Origin of the sequence: Bacillus hominis (assembly GCF_018332515.1) — a bacterium.
GTDB classification, from domain to species: domain Bacteria; phylum Bacillota; class Bacilli; order Bacillales; family Bacillaceae_G; genus Bacillus_A; species Bacillus_A hominis.
The window spans coordinates 37,526-54,178 of sequence record NZ_BOQD01000159.1; the positions used below are offsets into that span (position 1 = coordinate 37,526).

Consider the following 16,653-nt stretch of genomic DNA (forward strand, 5'->3'; position numbering starts at 1 on the left):
TATCCCCCTATTTCTTTAGCTCGTTTAAGAAGCTTGTTCCATGTTCTGGCATTTTAACATTAAAGTTTTCTGCTACAGTTGCACCAATATCAGCAAATGTTTGACGAAGTGATAACTCTTGTCCGCCTTCTTTCATGCTTGGGCTATATGCTAATAACGGTACATATTCACGTGTATGATCAGTACCAGGATGTACTGGATCATTACCGTGGTCTGCTGTAATTAATAATAAATCATCTTCTTTAAGTTTTTCGAATACTTCTGGAAGACGTGCATCATATTCTTGCAGAGCTTCTCCATATCCTTGTGGATCACGACGGTGACCGAATAATGCATCAAAGTCAACTAAGTTTAAGAAGCTAATACCTGTAAAGTCCATGTTTAATGTATCTACAAGCTTATCCATTCCATCCATATTTGACTTCGTACGAAGTGATTCCGTTACCCCTTCGCCATCATAAATATCAGAAATTTTACCGATAGCAATTACATCGTAGTCACTATCTTTTAATTCATTCATTACTGTGCGACCAAATGGTTTTAATGCATAGTCATGACGATTTGGTGTACGTGTGAATTTTCCTGGTTCTCCAACGAATGGACGAGCGATAACACGTCCTACCATGTACTTCTCATCTAACGTTAGTTCACGGGCAATTTTACAAATTTTATATAACTCATCAAGTGGTACTACTTCTTCGTGTGCTGCAATTTGTAATACACTATCAGCAGAAGTGTAAACAATTAAAGAACCTGTTTCCATTTGTTCTTGACCAAGCTCATCAAGAATTTCAGTTCCAGAGGCTGGCTTATTACCGATAATTTTACGGCCTGTTTTTTCTTCTAATTCATCAAGTAATTCTTTCGGGAATCCTTCAGGGAATACTTGGAATGGTGTATCAATATATAATCCCATGATTTCCCAGTGACCTGTCATTGTATCTTTACCGGTAGATTTCTCTTGCATTTTTGTATAATATCCAAGCGGTTTCTCTACTTTAGAGATCCCTTTCATTTCACGAATATTACCAAGACCTAATTTCACCATGTTTGGCATGTTTAATCCATTCATATGTTCAGCGATATGACCAATTGTATCAGAACCTAAATCACCAAACTGCTCAGCATCAGGTGCCTCACCGATTCCCACAGAGTCCATCACGACTAGGAAAATACGTTTATATTTATTCATAACTGCAACCTCCTATATGTTCAGTTCTACTTCTTGTAGTATGTTCAAAACGCTATAAAGTGAAACTGTTATCAATGGGAATTATCTTTCGTCCTCATTATTAAACAGTACTGCTTTAAATCATTCTCTAACTTTTTCGTTTTACTTTCAAACGAATCAAAAAAATTTCTAATTTTTTCTAAGTCAGATGTCAGACATCTGATATTGATATCATAACATGTTTACGCTTTCTTTTTAATACATTTTCGTAGAATTTCTTATTTTATTCACACTTCTATTGTAATCCATTCTGCGAAGAAGTGCTAATTATTTTATAACATATTTCCTAATATAAAAATAAAAAGCAGCTCTAAAGAGCTGCTTTTTATTTTACTTCTACTGTTTCTTCTTTGTGTTCATGTAGTTCGCCTTTTCTTACATGAACTTTCACTTTATAAGCACCATTCTCTTTGAAAGTATGCTTACTTTCATATTCGCCTTTATTCCCCTCTTTTGCTGGAATAAATTCATGCTTTTCAACGCCGTCTTTCCAAATTTCAAGTTGTACTTCAGCGCCAGTTAATGCTTCTTCTTTTTGTTTCAAATGAACTTTCATTTCTGATTCAGCATTGGCTTTCAAATCTCCAGCCATAAGGTGAATCATTGTATCACTCTTATGATCGCCGTGCCCTGCACCATGATCACTATTTTCTTTCTTTGCATCTTCTACTTTGGCATTTCCCACAGCCACTTTTTCTTCTGGCATAACATGCATTTCACGTGCATTTGTGTGAGGAATAATATGGTATACTCCATCAGTCTCAAATGTTTTCTCTACAGCATAAACACCTTTCCCTTTATGCTTACCATTTAACATTTCGTGCTTCTCGTCGCCATCTTTCCAAATTTCAAACTTCACATCAGCATCTGTTACCTTTTCTTTTCCTTGTGTAACAAGTGCTTGTACTTCTGTTTTTTCACCTGGTTTAATTTTTTTCGGATTCGTTTGAAAGGCTACTTTTACAGCTTCAAGTTTCTTTTCTTTTTTCGGTTCTTCTTTGTTTGTATTACAGCCAGCCAATGCTAGCATCGCGATAAATAACGTAATAATAAGTTTTTTCATCATTATTTCCTCCTTCATACTATATTTAGTATAGAGGAAATACATTGTAATATTCCAGTCTTCTGCTGAAAACAATGTACGAAATATTTGTGAAGTTTCTGTGAAACGGTTCACTCTTCTTAATCTATGAAAAAAGAGCATAGTGACTATGCTCTCGGGTGAAACTGTTTATATACATCTTTTAATCTAGTTTTTGAAACGTGCGTATAAATTTGTGTCGTTGAAATATCTGCATGTCCAAGCATTTCTTGTACAGCACGCAAGTCTGCCCCGTTTTCTAATAAATGCGTAGCAAAAGAATGGCGTAACGTATGCGGTGTAAGCTCTTTTTCAATATTTGCTTCTTTCGCTAATCGTTTTAAAATTTTCCAAAATCCTTGTCTCGATAATCGATTTCCATGATGGTTTAAAAAGAGTGCATCTACTGCTTTTTTACCCATCAATTCTCTTCTTCCTTTTTCAATATACTTTTGAATCGCTTCTGTCGCTAAGCTTCCTAGTGGAATAATTCTTTCTTTATTCCCTTTCCCAATGCAACGAACAAACCCCATCGTTAAATGTACATCTTCTAAATTTAATGCAATTAATTCTGAAACACGAAGTCCTGTTGCATACAACAACTCTAACATTGCCTTATCACGAATCCCAAAAGCACTTGCCGTTTTCGGTGTTTGAAGCAATGCTTCCACTTCGTCGATCGATAATACTTTTGGTAATTTCCGTTCCCCTTGTGGCGTTTCAATATGTACCGATGGGTCATGCTCCACTGCTCGTTCACGAAGTAAAAATTGGTGAAACGAACGAATCGATGCAATATGACGCGCCAATGTTTTTGAAGATTTCCCGTTTTCTTTTAAATACTGCAAAAAGTTAACAATATGCAAGCGTGTCACTTCATGAAACGTCTTCGTTTGTTCTACATTTTGCAAATACTTCACATAGCTTTTCAAATCACGTTCATAAGATACAACTGTATTTTTCGCTAAACCTTTTTCAACAATCATATAATGAATAAAATCTTTTAATTGATCTTCCAATCTACACTACTCCCCATTTTCATAGAAAAACATCATTCTATTTACGAAAGCATCCTTTTCCGGCTCCTCATTCCCTGATACTTTTTCTACAGTCTCTTCTTTTGGCTTTTCATAACGATGGTAACTTTCATATTCTTCATTTATCCATAGTATAGCGAAATAAAACAAAATCGTACAACTTGTAAACAATAAAAATACTTTCATCCCATCAAAAGTTAATTTTAAAGCTCGGCGCATTGTAAATTCCTCCAAAATATAAGTTATTACAACATATGCCAAGCTTTCACCAATTTATACCTTATTCAAATAAAAAACCTCTTCCTAGTTAAATAGGAAAAGGTTATTTTTCATCCGTTTCATTTTCTTGACAATTTTTACAAATCCCATGGAATGTTAAACGATGATCTTTCACCTTAAAGCTCCAGTCTCGTTCCACTTTATTCTCCACTTCACCAAGTAAATCTTCTTGTATTTCTTGTACAGCACCGCATTGTGTACAGATTAAATGATGATGGAAACGCTGTGCACCTTCTTGGCGTAAGTCATAACGCGAAACACCGTCTCCAAAGTTAATCTTATCGACAACTTTCAACTCAGACAATAACTCTAAAGTTCGATAGACGGTTGCTAATCCGATCTCTGGCGACTTTTCTTTTACAAGGAGGTATACATCTTCTGCGCTTAAATGATCTTCTTCATTTTCTAGCAGCACACGAACTGTTGCTTCACGTTGTGGTGTCAATTTATAGCTCGCTGCATGTAATTGCTTCTTAATTCGTTCAATTCTTTCTTCCATTCGGTACTACTCCCTCCTCGCCACTCTTACACCATTATATCAGAAGAAGGGCTCCTGTCAAAAGAAAAACAATAAAAACAAATTGATAATTATTCTCAAAAAGTATTTATTGTTTGTTAATAGCCTCCACAACTTCTTTCATTAAAACTGGTGATGCATACGCTTCGACACTAGAAGCAATAGCTAGTACCGCTCCAATCACGAGAAAAAAGCATGTATAGCGAATTAATAACGGTAATAGTGGTTCAGTTATTTTCCGTATAAATTGATGCCTAATCATGCGTAAGGAAAAGCTTGCAGCAATTGTTGTCATAACGAGAAATACAGGAATTATAATTAAATTTTGTGGCAATACAGATACAAATGCTAATAATAATCCATTCCATCCGTGCTGACTTACTAAAAAACCTACTGTAAATCCAACAACTACCCCTTTTAAAAATAGTAAAATAAAAATGAGCGGCAACCCAATAATTGAAATTCCCAAAATCCAAATAAAGCCGATATATTTTAATTGCGAAAAGTAACTTTCTCGAAACATTTCGCCTGCGACAGCAAATTCTCCTTTAGAAACTTGTCCAAAAAAACGCTGTAAATAAAATGATAAATCTTGCTTTTGGTTTATTTGTAAACTATTCACAAGAATCGCTCCAAATATTACTCCCATCAGTAATAAAACCGCATTAAATATATATAGTGAAGAATTTTCCTGTATGTGAGACATTACACGGTCTTGCCAAGTTTTTCGCCACATTTTCCTTCCCTCCGTTCACACTCTTACTAAAAATGTATGAAAGAAAGAAAAAAAGTATGACGAATTAACATTGAAATTCCGCTCTACTTTGCTAAACTAAAAAGTAGAGAATAGGAGGGATTTCTCTTGAAACCATTATTATTAGATTTTCCAACATTATTTCAAACTGAGCGCTTGCAAGTACGTAAGCCGTTTCCAGGTGACGGTACAGAAGTATATGAAGCAATCCAAACTTCTCTAGAAGACTTATTACCATGGATGCCAATTACAGCTGAAACAGAAGAACGTGCTGAAGAAATTGTTCGCGAAGCTCACGGACAGTTTTTACTTCGTGAAACACTTGATTTCCACTTATACGATAAAGTATCTGGTACATTCATCGGAGCTATTACTCTCAAGCCTGAAAACTGGGATATTCCAAAGTTTTCACTTCACTTCTGGCTACATAGCGCTTATACAAAGCAAGGCTATATGACAGAAGCCATTAAAGGTGCGATTCAATTTGCATTTGATAAACTAGGTGCTAGAAGAATTGAAATTCGTACTGATGCAACAAATATAAACGCATGTAACTTAGCAGAACGTCTAGAATTTATTTTAGAAGGTACAATGGAAAATGATTTCCTAGCACCAGATGGCAGCTTACGCGATGCACGTGTATATGCAAAAATCAACTAAAAACACTCGCCTTAGGCGAGTGTTTATTTTTGTAATTGTAAATATTGTACTGCAAACATCGTCTTAGCATCATGAATGCGAAGGTCTTTCATAAGATCAACCGCTTCTTCTAATGACACTTCCATTAATTCCACAAATTCATCTTCATCTAAAGCTGCTTTATTTTCTTTTTGTTTTAACCCTGTCGCTTTATATACATATAAAATCTCATCTGCAAAACCAGGTGATGTATAGAAAGATGTAATAAGTTCCATATTTTCACATACATATCCTGTTTCTTCTTCTAATTCACGAACTGCTGTCACCTCAGGTTTTTCACCAGGTTCTAACTTACCAGCCGGAATTTCTATAATCGCCTTTTCAAGCGCTTTACGATATTGCTCAACAAGTACAATTTTTCCTTCATCAGTAATAGCAATAATAGCAACTGCCCCAGGGTGATTTACGATTTCACGTTTACTCATTTCTCCATTTGGTAATACTACATCATCAACACGAACTTTTATAACTCTACCATCAAAAATCGGTTCAGTTTTTACTGTTCTTTCTGCAAGATTACTCATACTACTTCATCTCCCTGTTCTATTTCCTAATCGTTCTTCATACATTTTACCACATTGAAAGGAGCGTGATAGAAATGAAAGTTTACATTTTACCAAATCGCGTCACTTTAGTCGGAAAAGCATGGCAAATTCGTCATAAGCTAAAACAATATGGAAAAGAGTATACCACTGTGCAAGAGTGGATTACAGCAAACAAAAAGTAAACGTTTGTCAACCTCCTTTCCCTTTCGTACAATAAAGATAAGGAGGTTGACCTATGAAAAAACGTCAATTAGGAAACTCAGATTTATATGTTACGGAAATTGGATTTGGCTGTATGTCTCTTGGTACATCTGAAGTAGAAGCTATGCGTATTATCGATGAGGCAATCGATTTAGGAATTAACTTTTTTGATACAGCGGATTTATACGACTATGGATTAAATGAAGAATTTGTTGGAAAAGCTCTGAAAGGAAAACGTGACCAAATTGTTCTTACAACAAAGGTTGGAAATCGATGGACAGAAGAAAAAAACGGTTGGTCTTGGGATCCTTCTAAAGCTTATATAAAGGCTGAAGTAAAAGAAAGTTTACGTAGACTCCAAACAGATTATATTGATTTATATCAACTGCATGGCGGGACGACTGAAGATCCTATAGATGAAACAATTGAAGCCTTTGAAGAATTGAAAAAAGAAGGTATTATTCGTCATTATGGTATCTCTTCTATACGTCCAAATGTCATTCGTGAGTATGCAAAACGTTCAAATATCGTTAGTGTATTAATGGAATACAGCCTTTTAAATCGTCGTCCTGAAGAATGGTTCCAGATGCTTAATGAACATCAAATTAGTGTCATCGCACGTGGACCACTTGCGAAAGGCATTTTAACTAACAGCAATGCAAACAAGATAGAAAGAGTAAAGGAAAAAGATTACCTCTCCTATTCTTTTGATGAATTAAATACAACAATTGCGAGTGTAAAAGAACTTATAGGAGAAAGATCTTTAACTGGATCGGCCATTCAATACTGCTTACATAATGAAGCTGTTGCATCTGTTATACCTGGTGCAAGCTCTATTCAACAGTTGCAAGCAAATGTACATGCTGGGGAACAAACGTCGTTAACAAAAGAAGAATATACACAACTTCAGCAAATTGTTAAATTTGATACATATGCTTTACATCGTTAAAAAAACGCTACCGTTGCAGGTAGCGTTTTTTTATAACGTATCATATTTATCTGGATTTGTTCCTACATGTAAATTACGATTTAACGTATTAATTTGATCAATTTCTTCTTCAGTTAATGAGAAATCAAAAATAGTAAAGTTCTCTTTAATACGAGATGGCGTAACAGATTTAGGAATAGTCACAATCCCACTTTGAATATCCCATCGCAATATAACTTGTGCAGGTGACTTTTCATATTTTTTAGAAATAGCCTGAATAATTGGATGCTGGAATACTTCGCCGCCTCTCATTAAAGGACTCCATGCTTCCATTTGAATTTGCTCACCTTGACAGAAATCACGCAATTCAAATTGTGCTAACATTGGATGAAGTTCCACTTGGTTTACCATCGGCTTCACTTTGCAATTTGGTAATAACAGTTCTAAATGATGTTTATGAAAATTAGAAACACCAATGGCACGCACTTTACCTGCTTCATACAGCTTTTCTAGAGCACGATACGTATCAACATACTTCCCTCTAATTGGCCAGTGGATTAAATATAAATCTACATAGTCCATTTGTAATTTCTTTAAACTTTTTTCAAACGCCTCGAGCGTCTCCTCGTACCCTTGATCGTCGTTCCAAACTTTTGTTGTAATAAACAAGTCTTCTCGCGAGATTCCAGATTCACGAATTGCTTCTCCGACACCGCTTTCATTTTCATATACAGTTGCTGTATCAATTGAACGGTATCCAACTTCTAACGCTGTTTTTACTGCCTGTTTTACTTCGTCGCCTTCTTTCGCTTTATAAACACCTAGACCAATCATTGGCATTTTCACGCCATTATGAAGTGTAATTGTTGGAATATGCACAGTCGTCTCCCTTTCATTCTTACATTTTTATAAACCACAACTTTATTTCAACAATATTCATCCAAAAAGTCAAAACATACGTACAGTTTACATAATAATTTTATACCCTTTTAAAAAGTAACATGAACTCAGTCGTTCACGTTACTTTCTATCCATTCTTTCGCTTTTTCATCCACATTACGTACAAACTCATTTTTTCCTTCTGTATACAACGTGCCATCATATGTATATTTTTCAGCTAGTTCTTTCTTTAAAGTCGCATACGCCTCTGCTTCTTCACAATGAGCCATCATATAATCACGAAATGCTAAATGCCTTGTAATCTCAGGATTTCCTTTTTCAAATACATGCAAATGATACGAGCGTTTCTCCTCAGTTCCATGAATAAAAAAACGACGACCTGAAATACCATTTTCTCCTTTCACAATGTAACCAAGCTCATCAAATTTTTCATTCCAATGATCTACTCTTTCAATATTATCTACTTCCATTATCATATCAATGATAGGCTTTGCCGCAAGTCCTGGCACTGATGTACTACCAATATGATGGATTTTCACCGTTTCTGGCATCGCCAATTTTAATCTTTCGGCCTCCATTTGAAATTTTTCACCCCAATGATTTTCATGCGGAACGACTACAATTTTTCTCATTTAAACTCCCCTTTTCTTACAAGCTCGTTAAAAAAATGATCAGCGGTATTTCACTGATCATTTTCGTTATTATTTAAAGTCTTTCCAAGTAAGATTACTTTCACTTAACAGTTCTTCAAATGATTTATTCTTTTCACGCTCTTTTTGTTCCTGACGCTTTCTTTCCAGTTCTACTGCCTCTTTTTTCTCTTCTCTCACTTGCAACTCTTTCTTCTTATTCTTTAATTGCTGCATGAGTGAATCATTTAATTGATCACCTAATGTAAGCGATTCTTTCTTTGGTTGATTCACTTGCGATTGTCTTTGCATTTGTTTTTGTTTCTTTTTCTTCATGCTGTTCACCTTTTACTTTTTTCTCCATTATAGAGGATACACGATGAAATCGACAACAAAAAAGGTCATTACTCTATTATTCATCTTTTGTAAATATGTTAATTTTTCAAAAAAACTAAATTTTTATATAGATATAATCCTATGAATCTATTAAAATTATGTCGTATGATGTCAGATTATAAAAAAAGGAGAAATGAATCATGTGGAAAAAAATTATTCCTGCTGTTGCTATTTTAAGCACCATTACCTTTTCAAACGTATTCGCCGCTCCCCCATCTCAGACTCCAGCTGAACAAAACCGCTACATAGACGTACAAATGCTTGGTATTAATGATTTTCATGGACAACTAGATACTGTAAAAAAAATTAATAACAAAGAGGCTGGTGGCGCTGATTACTTAGCTACTTATTTAAAAGAACGCAAAAAACAAAATCCTAATACACTTCTCGTACATGCTGGAGATGTTGTCGGAGCTAGTCCACCAGTTTCAGCATTGTTACAAGATGAACCAACTATTGAATTTTTAAATGACTTAAAGTTTGATGTTGGTACAATCGGAAACCATGAATTTGATGAAGGAGTCGATGAAATGCGTCGCCTCATTTACGGTGGTTACCATGAGAAAACAGGAAATTTCAAGGGAGCAAACTTCCCTTATGTCGCTGCAAACTTCTATAATAAATCTACTGGCCGCTTATTTTTACCGCCATTTACTGTAAAAATGGTAAATGGTGTGCCTATAGGATTCATTGGTGTTGTTACAACTGATACACCAAATGTCGTGATGCCTACTATGCTTAAAAATGTAGAAATCACTGACGAAGTAGAAGCAATTAATAAATCAGCGCAACAATTAAAGCGTCTCGGTGTTAAATCTATCGTAGTCCTTGCTCATGTTGGCGGAACAACAGATGAGTCTGGTGTTACAAATGGAGACCTTACTCGAATTGCAAATGAAACTGATCCAGAAGTTGATGTTATTTTCGGCGGACATAGTCATACGTACGTAAATGGTACTGTAAATAATAAACTAATCGTCCAAGCGAACTCTTACGGAACAGCTTTCTCAGACGTAGATGTAACAATTGATCGTAAAACAAAAGATATTGTAAAGAAAAAAGCTGAAGTTGTTACAACATACCATGAAGGTGTCGAACCTGATAAACAAGTAAAGAAAAAACTAGATCAATATAAAGAAAAAATCGCACCACTTGTAAATGAAGTTGTCGGAAAATCTACAGCACCTATTGACCGTAAACAAAATGATGCTGGTGAGTCCACTCTTGGAAATTTAGTTGCCGATGCCCAGCGCCAAACGATGCAAACTCAAGTCGCACTTATGAATCCGGGTGGCATTCGTAATGACTTAGACGCTGGCGATATTACATGGGGCGAATTGTACGGCATTCAACCTTTTGGAAATCAATTGATTAAAGTAGATTTAACAGGTCAGGACATTCGCGATATTTTAAATCAACAATGGCAAAAAGGTACAACGAGAATGCTTCAAATTTCAGGTATTCAATATACTTGGGATGCGAGCAAACCAAACGGTGAGAAGGTTACGAATATACGCTTAACAAATGGAGAAGAATTATCTCCATCTACAACGTATAGCGTAGTTGCAAATGCTTTCTTAGCTTCTGGCGGTGATGGATTCGTATCATTTAAAAATGGTAAAAATGCAGAAACTGGTCCAAACGACTTTGAGGCATTAGTCGATTATGTAAAACAAGTGAAAGAACCAATTCAGCCGATTATTGATGGACGTATTCAAAAAATCAACTAAATACTATTCAAACTAGTGCGTGACACTCGAAAGAAGAAGCTCCTTTTATATGCAAGGAGCTTCTTCTTTTAGAGTCATACGTATTGTCATTCTTCTAGTGCAGTAAAGGATAAGCACATAGCCCCTTGTTTCCCCGTAGTATATAGAAAACTATAATGGGAGGGTTTGTATGTATTTCTATTCAAACAACGACGATACATTATCTCAACAAAACGACAAACTCATGCCGTTTTGGTTCCTATATTACTTTTCGAAACAAAACAAAACAAAAAATAAAATGAAATAAGACAAAAAGGATACACGCTCTTATATGGAACATAGTATCCTTTCTTTTATTTCTCTGGATACGTTTCATGATTAACATCATACCGTTGCAAAAATTCCTGTAGTGCTTCTTCTACAATTTTAGACTTTTGAATCCCTTTAACTTCAGATATAACATCTAATCTCGCTAATATTTCCATATTAATAGAAAATGTTCGTTTCTTTTTCTCTGCAATTTTACTAATAAGTGGAACACTTACTCCTTCCCTTTTTCTTAACAATTCATAAATGCTTTGTAATTGTTCATAAATTAGTAATTGATAGTCTGTTTTGGCATATTGAAGGGCAGTAGCTTCTTGGATTTGCAAATGACGCGGCTCTTCACCATCACCTATAAAGATACGTTTTTTCTGCTCTCCATCATATTCATATCCAATCACCCTTAATTTCTTTGATAATGTATATGGGCTCATTTCAAGCCGGTTCGCTATAATAGCAATTGATTCGCGCCTATTTAAAGAATCAATAATTTCCCCAATCGTCACATTCTCCCTCCTCTCTTAATCGCCTAAGCTTGAAATCTAACCAGTATGTTATGATACAATGATTTTCTAGTAGTATATGCAAAAGAAAGAGCCTGTGCGATTCATACCATTTAAGAAAAGGAGGGTTACATATGCTTTTTCGTAGTCATACCCCTCGGTTTTATAACGAAAAGAAGCAATTAATCCCTAACAGTATCGCTACAATAGAAAGCGTTATGATTAATGACCGGAAACAATCTCTCCTTATACGCGGACAAAACGTGGAACAGCCTATTTTATTATGCTGTCACGGTGGGCCTGGTATGGCACAAATTGGCTTTATTCGTCATTTTCAAAAAGAGTTAGAAAAGCACTTTATCGTTATTAATTGGGATCAACGCGGGGCAGGTAAATCCTTTTTATGGCAAGATATCCAAACAAATTTTACGATTGATCAATTTGTTTCAGATGCAAAAGAAGTCATTCACTATCTTCTTAGACGCTTTAAAAAACAAAAATTGTTTCTCGCTGGACATTCTTGGGGGAGTATTATCGGACTGCAAATCGCTAATCAATATCCCGAATATATAGAAGCATACATCGGCATCGGTCAAATCGTACATATGAAGCAAAACGAAGAATTACTATATCAACATTTAATTAGCTCTGCAAAAAAACATGACCATAAAAAAGCATTATCTTCTCTTTTAAAATTGGGGAAACCGCCCTTTTTAGATACAAGACGTCTCATCATTCAAAGAAAGTGGCTTGGTACATTTGGCGGAGCAATACAAAACGGATCTTCCTTTTCTTTCATACGAAAAGGTTTCTTTTCTCCTGAATATACGCTATTAGATTGGTTCAAATTTCTCGCAGGAAATTTAAAGTCAGGAGTTTTATGGGAAGAGATGCTAACAATCGATTTTTTTTCGTCTATTTCAAGTTTATCCGTTCCGGTTTATTTTTGTTCTGGTCGCTATGATTATCAAACTCCTTATGCACTCGTTCAACAATATTGCGATATCATTCAAGCTCCTATAAAAAAGATGATTTGGTTTCCAAACTCGGCACATTCTCCAGATTTAGAAGAACCTGAACTATTCGCCAAATCTTTACAATCAATTAAACAAGAACTATCTTTTCAACATAAATAACGAAAGGCTCTTTTACATTTCATAGAAAACATTTTATAATGATATGTCGCAAGTAGATGTCACTGCAAACACTTGCTTGCCTTAACAGAATAAAAATTAGGGAGATTACATTTATTATGAACGCTGTACTCATCGCAGTAGCAGTCATGCTATTGCTTAGTTTGTTACGTGTCCAAGTCATTGTCGCCATTATCATTGGAGCTTTAACAGGCGGACTTATTGGCGGACTCGGTATTTCAGAAACAATTAGTACTTTTACAACCGGTCTTGGGAACAGTGCTCCTATCGCATTAAGCTACGCAATGCTCGGTGGATTTGCTATTTCCCTTTCAAAAACAGGACTTCCTGATGCAATGATCCAATCAGCTTTAAAATGGATCGGCAACGAACAAGACACGAAAAAACAAGTCTATTCTAAAATACTTATATTATTTATCATTTTAACAATGGCTTGTTTCTCACAAAATGTTATCCCTGTTCATATCGCCTTCATCCCGATCTTAATTCCAGCACTTTTAAAAGTATTAAATGAGCTGAGGGTGGATCGTAGGCTTGTAACATGTCTTATTACATTTGGGTTAATTACCCCTTACATGTGGGTCCCAGCAGGATTCGGAAAAATTTATCATGACGTATTGCAAACAAACGCTGCGCAAAGCGGTCTTACATTTGATGTCGCACTTATTCCAAAAGCAATGACTATTCCAGCAATCGGTATGATTATCGGATTATGTGTAGCGGTTTTCATTACATACCGAAAACCACGTACATATGAAACAGAACAAATTCATGCTGCACAGAATGAAATCGTTCCCTATACGAAAAGAAGCATTACTTTTGGTTTATTATCAATAATCGCTACATTAACTGTGCAATTAGCAACAGAATCAATGATTTTTGGTGCTTTAGCAGGTATTATCGTCTTATCAGTTAGCGGTAGTCTCCCTCTTAAAGAAGCCGATGCTATTTTAACGAGTGGAATGCGTATGATGTCCTTTATCGGATTTGTTATGATTTCTGCCGCTGGATTTGGTGCTGTTCTTCGAAAAACTGGACATGTTGAATCTCTTGTGCAAACGAGTGCACATATAATTGGAAATAATAAACCGCTTGCCGCATTTCTTATGCTCGTTATTGGACTTCTCGTTACGATGGGAATTGGCTCTTCCTTTTCAACAATCCCAATCTTAACAACAATTTTCGTACCGTTATGCGTCCAACTCGGATTTAGTCCAATGGCAACAATCGCAATTATAGGTACAGCTGGTGCACTAGGTGATGCAGGTTCTCCAGCATCTGATAGTACACTTGGACCAACATCCGGTTTAAATGCTGATGGTCAGCACCACCATATATGGGATACATGTGTTCCAACTTTCCTGCACTATAATATACCGTTACTTATATTCGGCTTTATTGCCGCAATTACACTATAAAAGGTGCGTTTTATCAACGCACCTTTTATAGTGTTGTTTCTCTCTCAATACATCTAAATTCTGTTTCAACTTCTTCTTGTCGCACTTGTTTCTTATTTATTTTTCCTATTAACTGCTGAAATGCTATTCCCCCATTTTCTTCGATACAACTTCCAATCGTCGTTAATGATGGGCTTATCCATTCACCCTCTATACTTCCGTTAAATCCAATGATTTGCAACTTACCTGGTATATGAATATTAAGAGTTTTCGCCGCCCTGATTAGCTCAATAGCAACCTTATCACTTGAAGCTACAATCCCATCTATGTATGGATGTTTTTGTAACAATTCAAGAAACTGTTGATTCGTATACCCTTGTACAATTTCCTCTCGATAAGAAAGTCCTTCTTTCCAAGCAGTATCTAAAAACCCTGCCACATGCTCTTCCATTTCTTCACTCTCTACTCCCTCACCGATATAAGAAAGAAACTGGCAGCCTTTCTCTTTTAATAACGAAACAGCTTTCTGTCCACTTTCATAATAGCTCATAAGAGATTGCCGTCCCTCAAGCACAACGAAAGGAAGTGAAACTTCTCCTATACTTTGGAAAACAGATTTCGTCATTATAACGCCTGCAATGTCATTTTGTATGAACACCTCTATGTAGTTCTTCTTGTTTTCTATATTACAAACAACTACTTGATACCCTTCTTTATATGCAATTTCCTCAATGTAACGGAGCAAAGTGATGTATGATGGGTTATGCAAATTATCTACAAGTAATGCAATCATTGTTGCAGGCTGTTTAAATAAAGGTTTTGCTGTAGCATTCGGCCTATATTGTAACTCTTCAATTGCCTGTTTTACTTGTTTTACCGTATCTTCATGGACATATCCTTTTTCATTAATAACTCTTGAAACAGTTGCGACTGAAACCCCGGCCAATTTTGCAACATCACGTATAGTTGCCACATCGTCACCCCTTAATATGGTAATAGATTACAATTTTAAACTAAACCAAAATATAACATTCGTCAAGGTTATTATTTTATATTTCTGAAAATTGTTACATAATTTACGTTTTACTTACAATTTATATTCCAGCTGAATTTCATGTGAAATCGCGATATTATCATAACCAATAAACGGAATTTCTTTTTTTATTTTTCGTGCTTCTTCCACAGCACCTACATATAGATTTGTCATGCTAAATTTACGTTTTTGATAAAAACGAAGTGCATTCATATTATCATTCGTCGTAATGAGCCACACTTTTTTACATTCATTCTCTTTTGCCACTTGCAATGCACAATCCACCAGTTTTGTACCAATCCCCTTTCTTTCCTCAAAACTATTTAACGATACAATTTCACACATGTTTTTTATCACTTCATACATTAAAATTCCCACTATTCTGTCATTTTCAAGTGCAACAAAACCGGGTAATTCTTCTAAATGATGTACTCTGCCTCGTGAGACCATCATTGAGCTCCCCCAGTTTTCACACATAAAATCTTGAATTACTTCTTTCATTTCTGGTGTAATTTTTTGTATATGGACCATATACGATTTCTCCCCTTTTTACATCATTGTGATACAATGTTAGTGTATCATATGTAGAGGTATTTGGAGGATGAGGTAAAGTATGAAACGTTTTTTTACAGCATTGTTTACTATACTAGGTGCACTAACTGCGATTGGGATTTTCTTTACAAATAAAGTTATGTACTTGAAGAAAAAAACAGAGGAAGAAGTTTTAGAACGCGAAACGAAAAAGCATTTTCATTTAGACGATTTTAAGGCTATTCAAAAAGAAGAGGTTCACATCCCTTCTCAATTCGGATACGAACTTCACGGATATTACATGCCAGCTGGTCATTCCAATAAATTTATGATTTTTTGTCATGGTGTGACTGTCAATAAAATGAATTCCGTTAAATATGCAAACTTATTTTTAAATAGAGGATATAACGTATTTATTTATGATCATCGCCGTCATGGTAAAACAGGCGGTAAAACAACAAGCTATGGCTATTATGAAAAACATGATTTGAAGTCAGTAGTTGACTGGCTAAAAGATCGTTTCGGAACGAATATTACACTCGGAATTCATGGTGAATCTATGGGTGCTGCAACTCTTCTTCAATATGCAGGACTTGTAGAAGATGGTGCTGATTTTTATATTGCTGATTGTCCTTTCTCTGATTTTTATGGACAGTTACAACATCGTTTGAAAGTTGAGTTTCATTTACCAAAATGGCCTTTATTACCTTTAGCAAATGCCTTTTTAAAAGTTCGTGACGGCTATACAATTCGTGAAGTTTCACCAATTGATTGTATAAAAAATATTAACAATCCTGTTCTCTTT

The 16,653-nt window shown here is 35.5% G+C and carries 20 protein-coding genes; 7 read left to right on the plus strand and 13 right to left on the minus strand.

Going from position 1 to position 16,653, the window contains the following annotated elements:
• Positions 1-7: 7 nt before the first annotated feature.
• The 6 genes from deoB to spoIIM all read right to left on the minus strand — a co-directional run bounded on the left by deoB (position 8) and on the right by spoIIM (position 4,881).
• Positions 8-1,192 (minus strand): phosphopentomutase, encoded by a 1,185-nt coding sequence (gene deoB, locus KI356_RS16520; protein WP_212935926.1) that lies wholly within the window; start codon positions 1,190-1,192, stop codon positions 8-10.
• 364 nt (positions 1,193-1,556) lie between these two features.
• A complete protein-coding gene (locus tag KI356_RS16525) occupies positions 1,557-2,297 on the minus strand; it encodes a FixH family protein (RefSeq protein ID WP_212935927.1) in 741 nt (246 codons plus the stop codon).
• A 143-nt stretch (positions 2,298-2,440) separates the two neighbouring features.
• Complete coding sequence (xerD, locus tag KI356_RS16530; RefSeq protein ID WP_002122242.1) at positions 2,441-3,331, minus strand: site-specific tyrosine recombinase XerD; 891 nt, start codon at positions 3,329-3,331, stop codon at positions 2,441-2,443.
• 6 nt (positions 3,332-3,337) lie between these two features.
• The gene (locus tag KI356_RS16535; RefSeq protein WP_002088473.1) at positions 3,338-3,568 is read right to left on the minus strand and encodes a YqzK family protein; all 231 of its coding nucleotides are present in this window, start codon (positions 3,566-3,568) and stop codon (positions 3,338-3,340) included.
• A 103-nt stretch (positions 3,569-3,671) separates the two neighbouring features.
• A complete protein-coding gene (gene fur / locus KI356_RS16540) occupies positions 3,672-4,127 on the minus strand; it encodes a ferric iron uptake transcriptional regulator (protein WP_000392654.1) in 456 nt (151 codons plus the stop codon).
• Between the two features lie 106 nt (positions 4,128-4,233).
• Positions 4,234-4,881: a stage II sporulation protein M gene (spoIIM, locus tag KI356_RS16545; protein ID WP_002111637.1), complete on the minus strand. Its 648-nt coding sequence runs from the start codon at positions 4,879-4,881 to the stop codon at positions 4,234-4,236.
• Positions 4,882-5,007: 126 nt separating this feature from the next.
• Here spoIIM and KI356_RS16550 point away from each other — a divergent pair, with 126 nt between their 5' ends.
• The gene (locus KI356_RS16550) at positions 5,008-5,559 is read left to right on the plus strand and encodes a GNAT family N-acetyltransferase (protein ID WP_002122245.1); all 552 of its coding nucleotides are present in this window, start codon (positions 5,008-5,010) and stop codon (positions 5,557-5,559) included.
• A gap of 23 nt (positions 5,560-5,582) precedes the next feature.
• Here the strand turns inward: KI356_RS16550 and KI356_RS16555 are convergent, their stop codons facing one another.
• Positions 5,583-6,122: an NUDIX hydrolase gene (locus KI356_RS16555; protein WP_128281043.1), complete on the minus strand. Its 540-nt coding sequence runs from the start codon at positions 6,120-6,122 to the stop codon at positions 5,583-5,585.
• A gap of 74 nt (positions 6,123-6,196) precedes the next feature.
• On the opposite strand from KI356_RS16555, the gene mciZ reads away from it, so the two are divergent.
• A complete protein-coding gene (gene mciZ, locus KI356_RS16560) occupies positions 6,197-6,325 on the plus strand; it encodes a Z-ring formation inhibitor MciZ (RefSeq protein WP_000870295.1) in 129 nt (42 codons plus the stop codon).
• Positions 6,326-6,378: 53 nt separating this feature from the next.
• Positions 6,379-7,293 (plus strand): aldo/keto reductase, encoded by a 915-nt coding sequence (locus tag KI356_RS16565; RefSeq protein ID WP_128281042.1) that lies wholly within the window; start codon positions 6,379-6,381, stop codon positions 7,291-7,293.
• A 30-nt stretch (positions 7,294-7,323) separates the two neighbouring features.
• Here KI356_RS16565 and KI356_RS16570 read toward each other — a convergent pair whose 3' ends face one another.
• From KI356_RS16570 to KI356_RS16580, 3 genes are all read right to left on the minus strand, one after another.
• Complete coding sequence (locus tag KI356_RS16570; protein WP_128281041.1) at positions 7,324-8,151, minus strand: aldo/keto reductase; 828 nt, start codon at positions 8,149-8,151, stop codon at positions 7,324-7,326.
• 128 nt (positions 8,152-8,279) lie between these two features.
• The gene (locus KI356_RS16575; protein ID WP_088059958.1) at positions 8,280-8,804 is read right to left on the minus strand and encodes a GrpB family protein; all 525 of its coding nucleotides are present in this window, start codon (positions 8,802-8,804) and stop codon (positions 8,280-8,282) included.
• A gap of 69 nt (positions 8,805-8,873) precedes the next feature.
• Positions 8,874-9,137 carry a YqkE family protein gene (locus KI356_RS16580; RefSeq protein ID WP_128281040.1) on the minus strand — a complete coding sequence of 88 codons (264 nt, stop codon included), beginning with the start codon at positions 9,135-9,137 and terminating at the stop codon, positions 8,874-8,876.
• Positions 9,138-9,337: 200 nt separating this feature from the next.
• Between KI356_RS16580 and KI356_RS16585 the strand changes: the two genes are divergently transcribed.
• Positions 9,338-10,927 (plus strand): bifunctional metallophosphatase/5'-nucleotidase, encoded by a 1,590-nt coding sequence (locus tag KI356_RS16585; RefSeq protein ID WP_128281039.1) that lies wholly within the window; start codon positions 9,338-9,340, stop codon positions 10,925-10,927.
• Between the two features lie 332 nt (positions 10,928-11,259).
• Here the strand turns inward: KI356_RS16585 and KI356_RS16590 are convergent, their stop codons facing one another.
• Positions 11,260-11,736, minus strand: coding sequence for a ribbon-helix-helix domain-containing protein (locus KI356_RS16590; RefSeq protein WP_128281038.1), 477 nt, complete (start codon positions 11,734-11,736; stop codon positions 11,260-11,262).
• Positions 11,737-11,867: 131 nt separating this feature from the next.
• Here KI356_RS16590 and KI356_RS16595 point away from each other — a divergent pair, with 131 nt between their 5' ends.
• Both KI356_RS16595 and KI356_RS16600 read left to right on the plus strand, forming a co-directional pair.
• On the plus strand, positions 11,868-12,869 hold the full coding sequence (locus KI356_RS16595) for an alpha/beta fold hydrolase (RefSeq protein WP_128281037.1): 1,002 nt from the start codon (positions 11,868-11,870) through the stop codon (positions 12,867-12,869).
• Positions 12,870-12,985: 116 nt separating this feature from the next.
• Positions 12,986-14,305 (plus strand): Na+/H+ antiporter family protein, encoded by a 1,320-nt coding sequence (locus KI356_RS16600; RefSeq protein WP_212935928.1) that lies wholly within the window; start codon positions 12,986-12,988, stop codon positions 14,303-14,305.
• Between the two features lie 25 nt (positions 14,306-14,330).
• Here the strand turns inward: KI356_RS16600 and KI356_RS16605 are convergent, their stop codons facing one another.
• Entirely contained in the window at positions 14,331-15,257 is a 927-nt protein-coding gene (locus KI356_RS16605; protein WP_128281035.1) for a LacI family DNA-binding transcriptional regulator, read from the minus strand.
• A 114-nt stretch (positions 15,258-15,371) separates the two neighbouring features.
• Positions 15,372-15,848 carry a GNAT family N-acetyltransferase gene (locus KI356_RS16610; protein ID WP_128281034.1) on the minus strand — a complete coding sequence of 159 codons (477 nt, stop codon included), beginning with the start codon at positions 15,846-15,848 and terminating at the stop codon, positions 15,372-15,374.
• Positions 15,849-15,930: 82 nt separating this feature from the next.
• Between KI356_RS16610 and KI356_RS16615 the strand changes: the two genes are divergently transcribed.
• A partial coding sequence (locus KI356_RS16615; RefSeq protein WP_212935929.1) for an alpha/beta hydrolase occupies positions 15,931-16,653 on the plus strand: 723 nt, incomplete at its 3' end.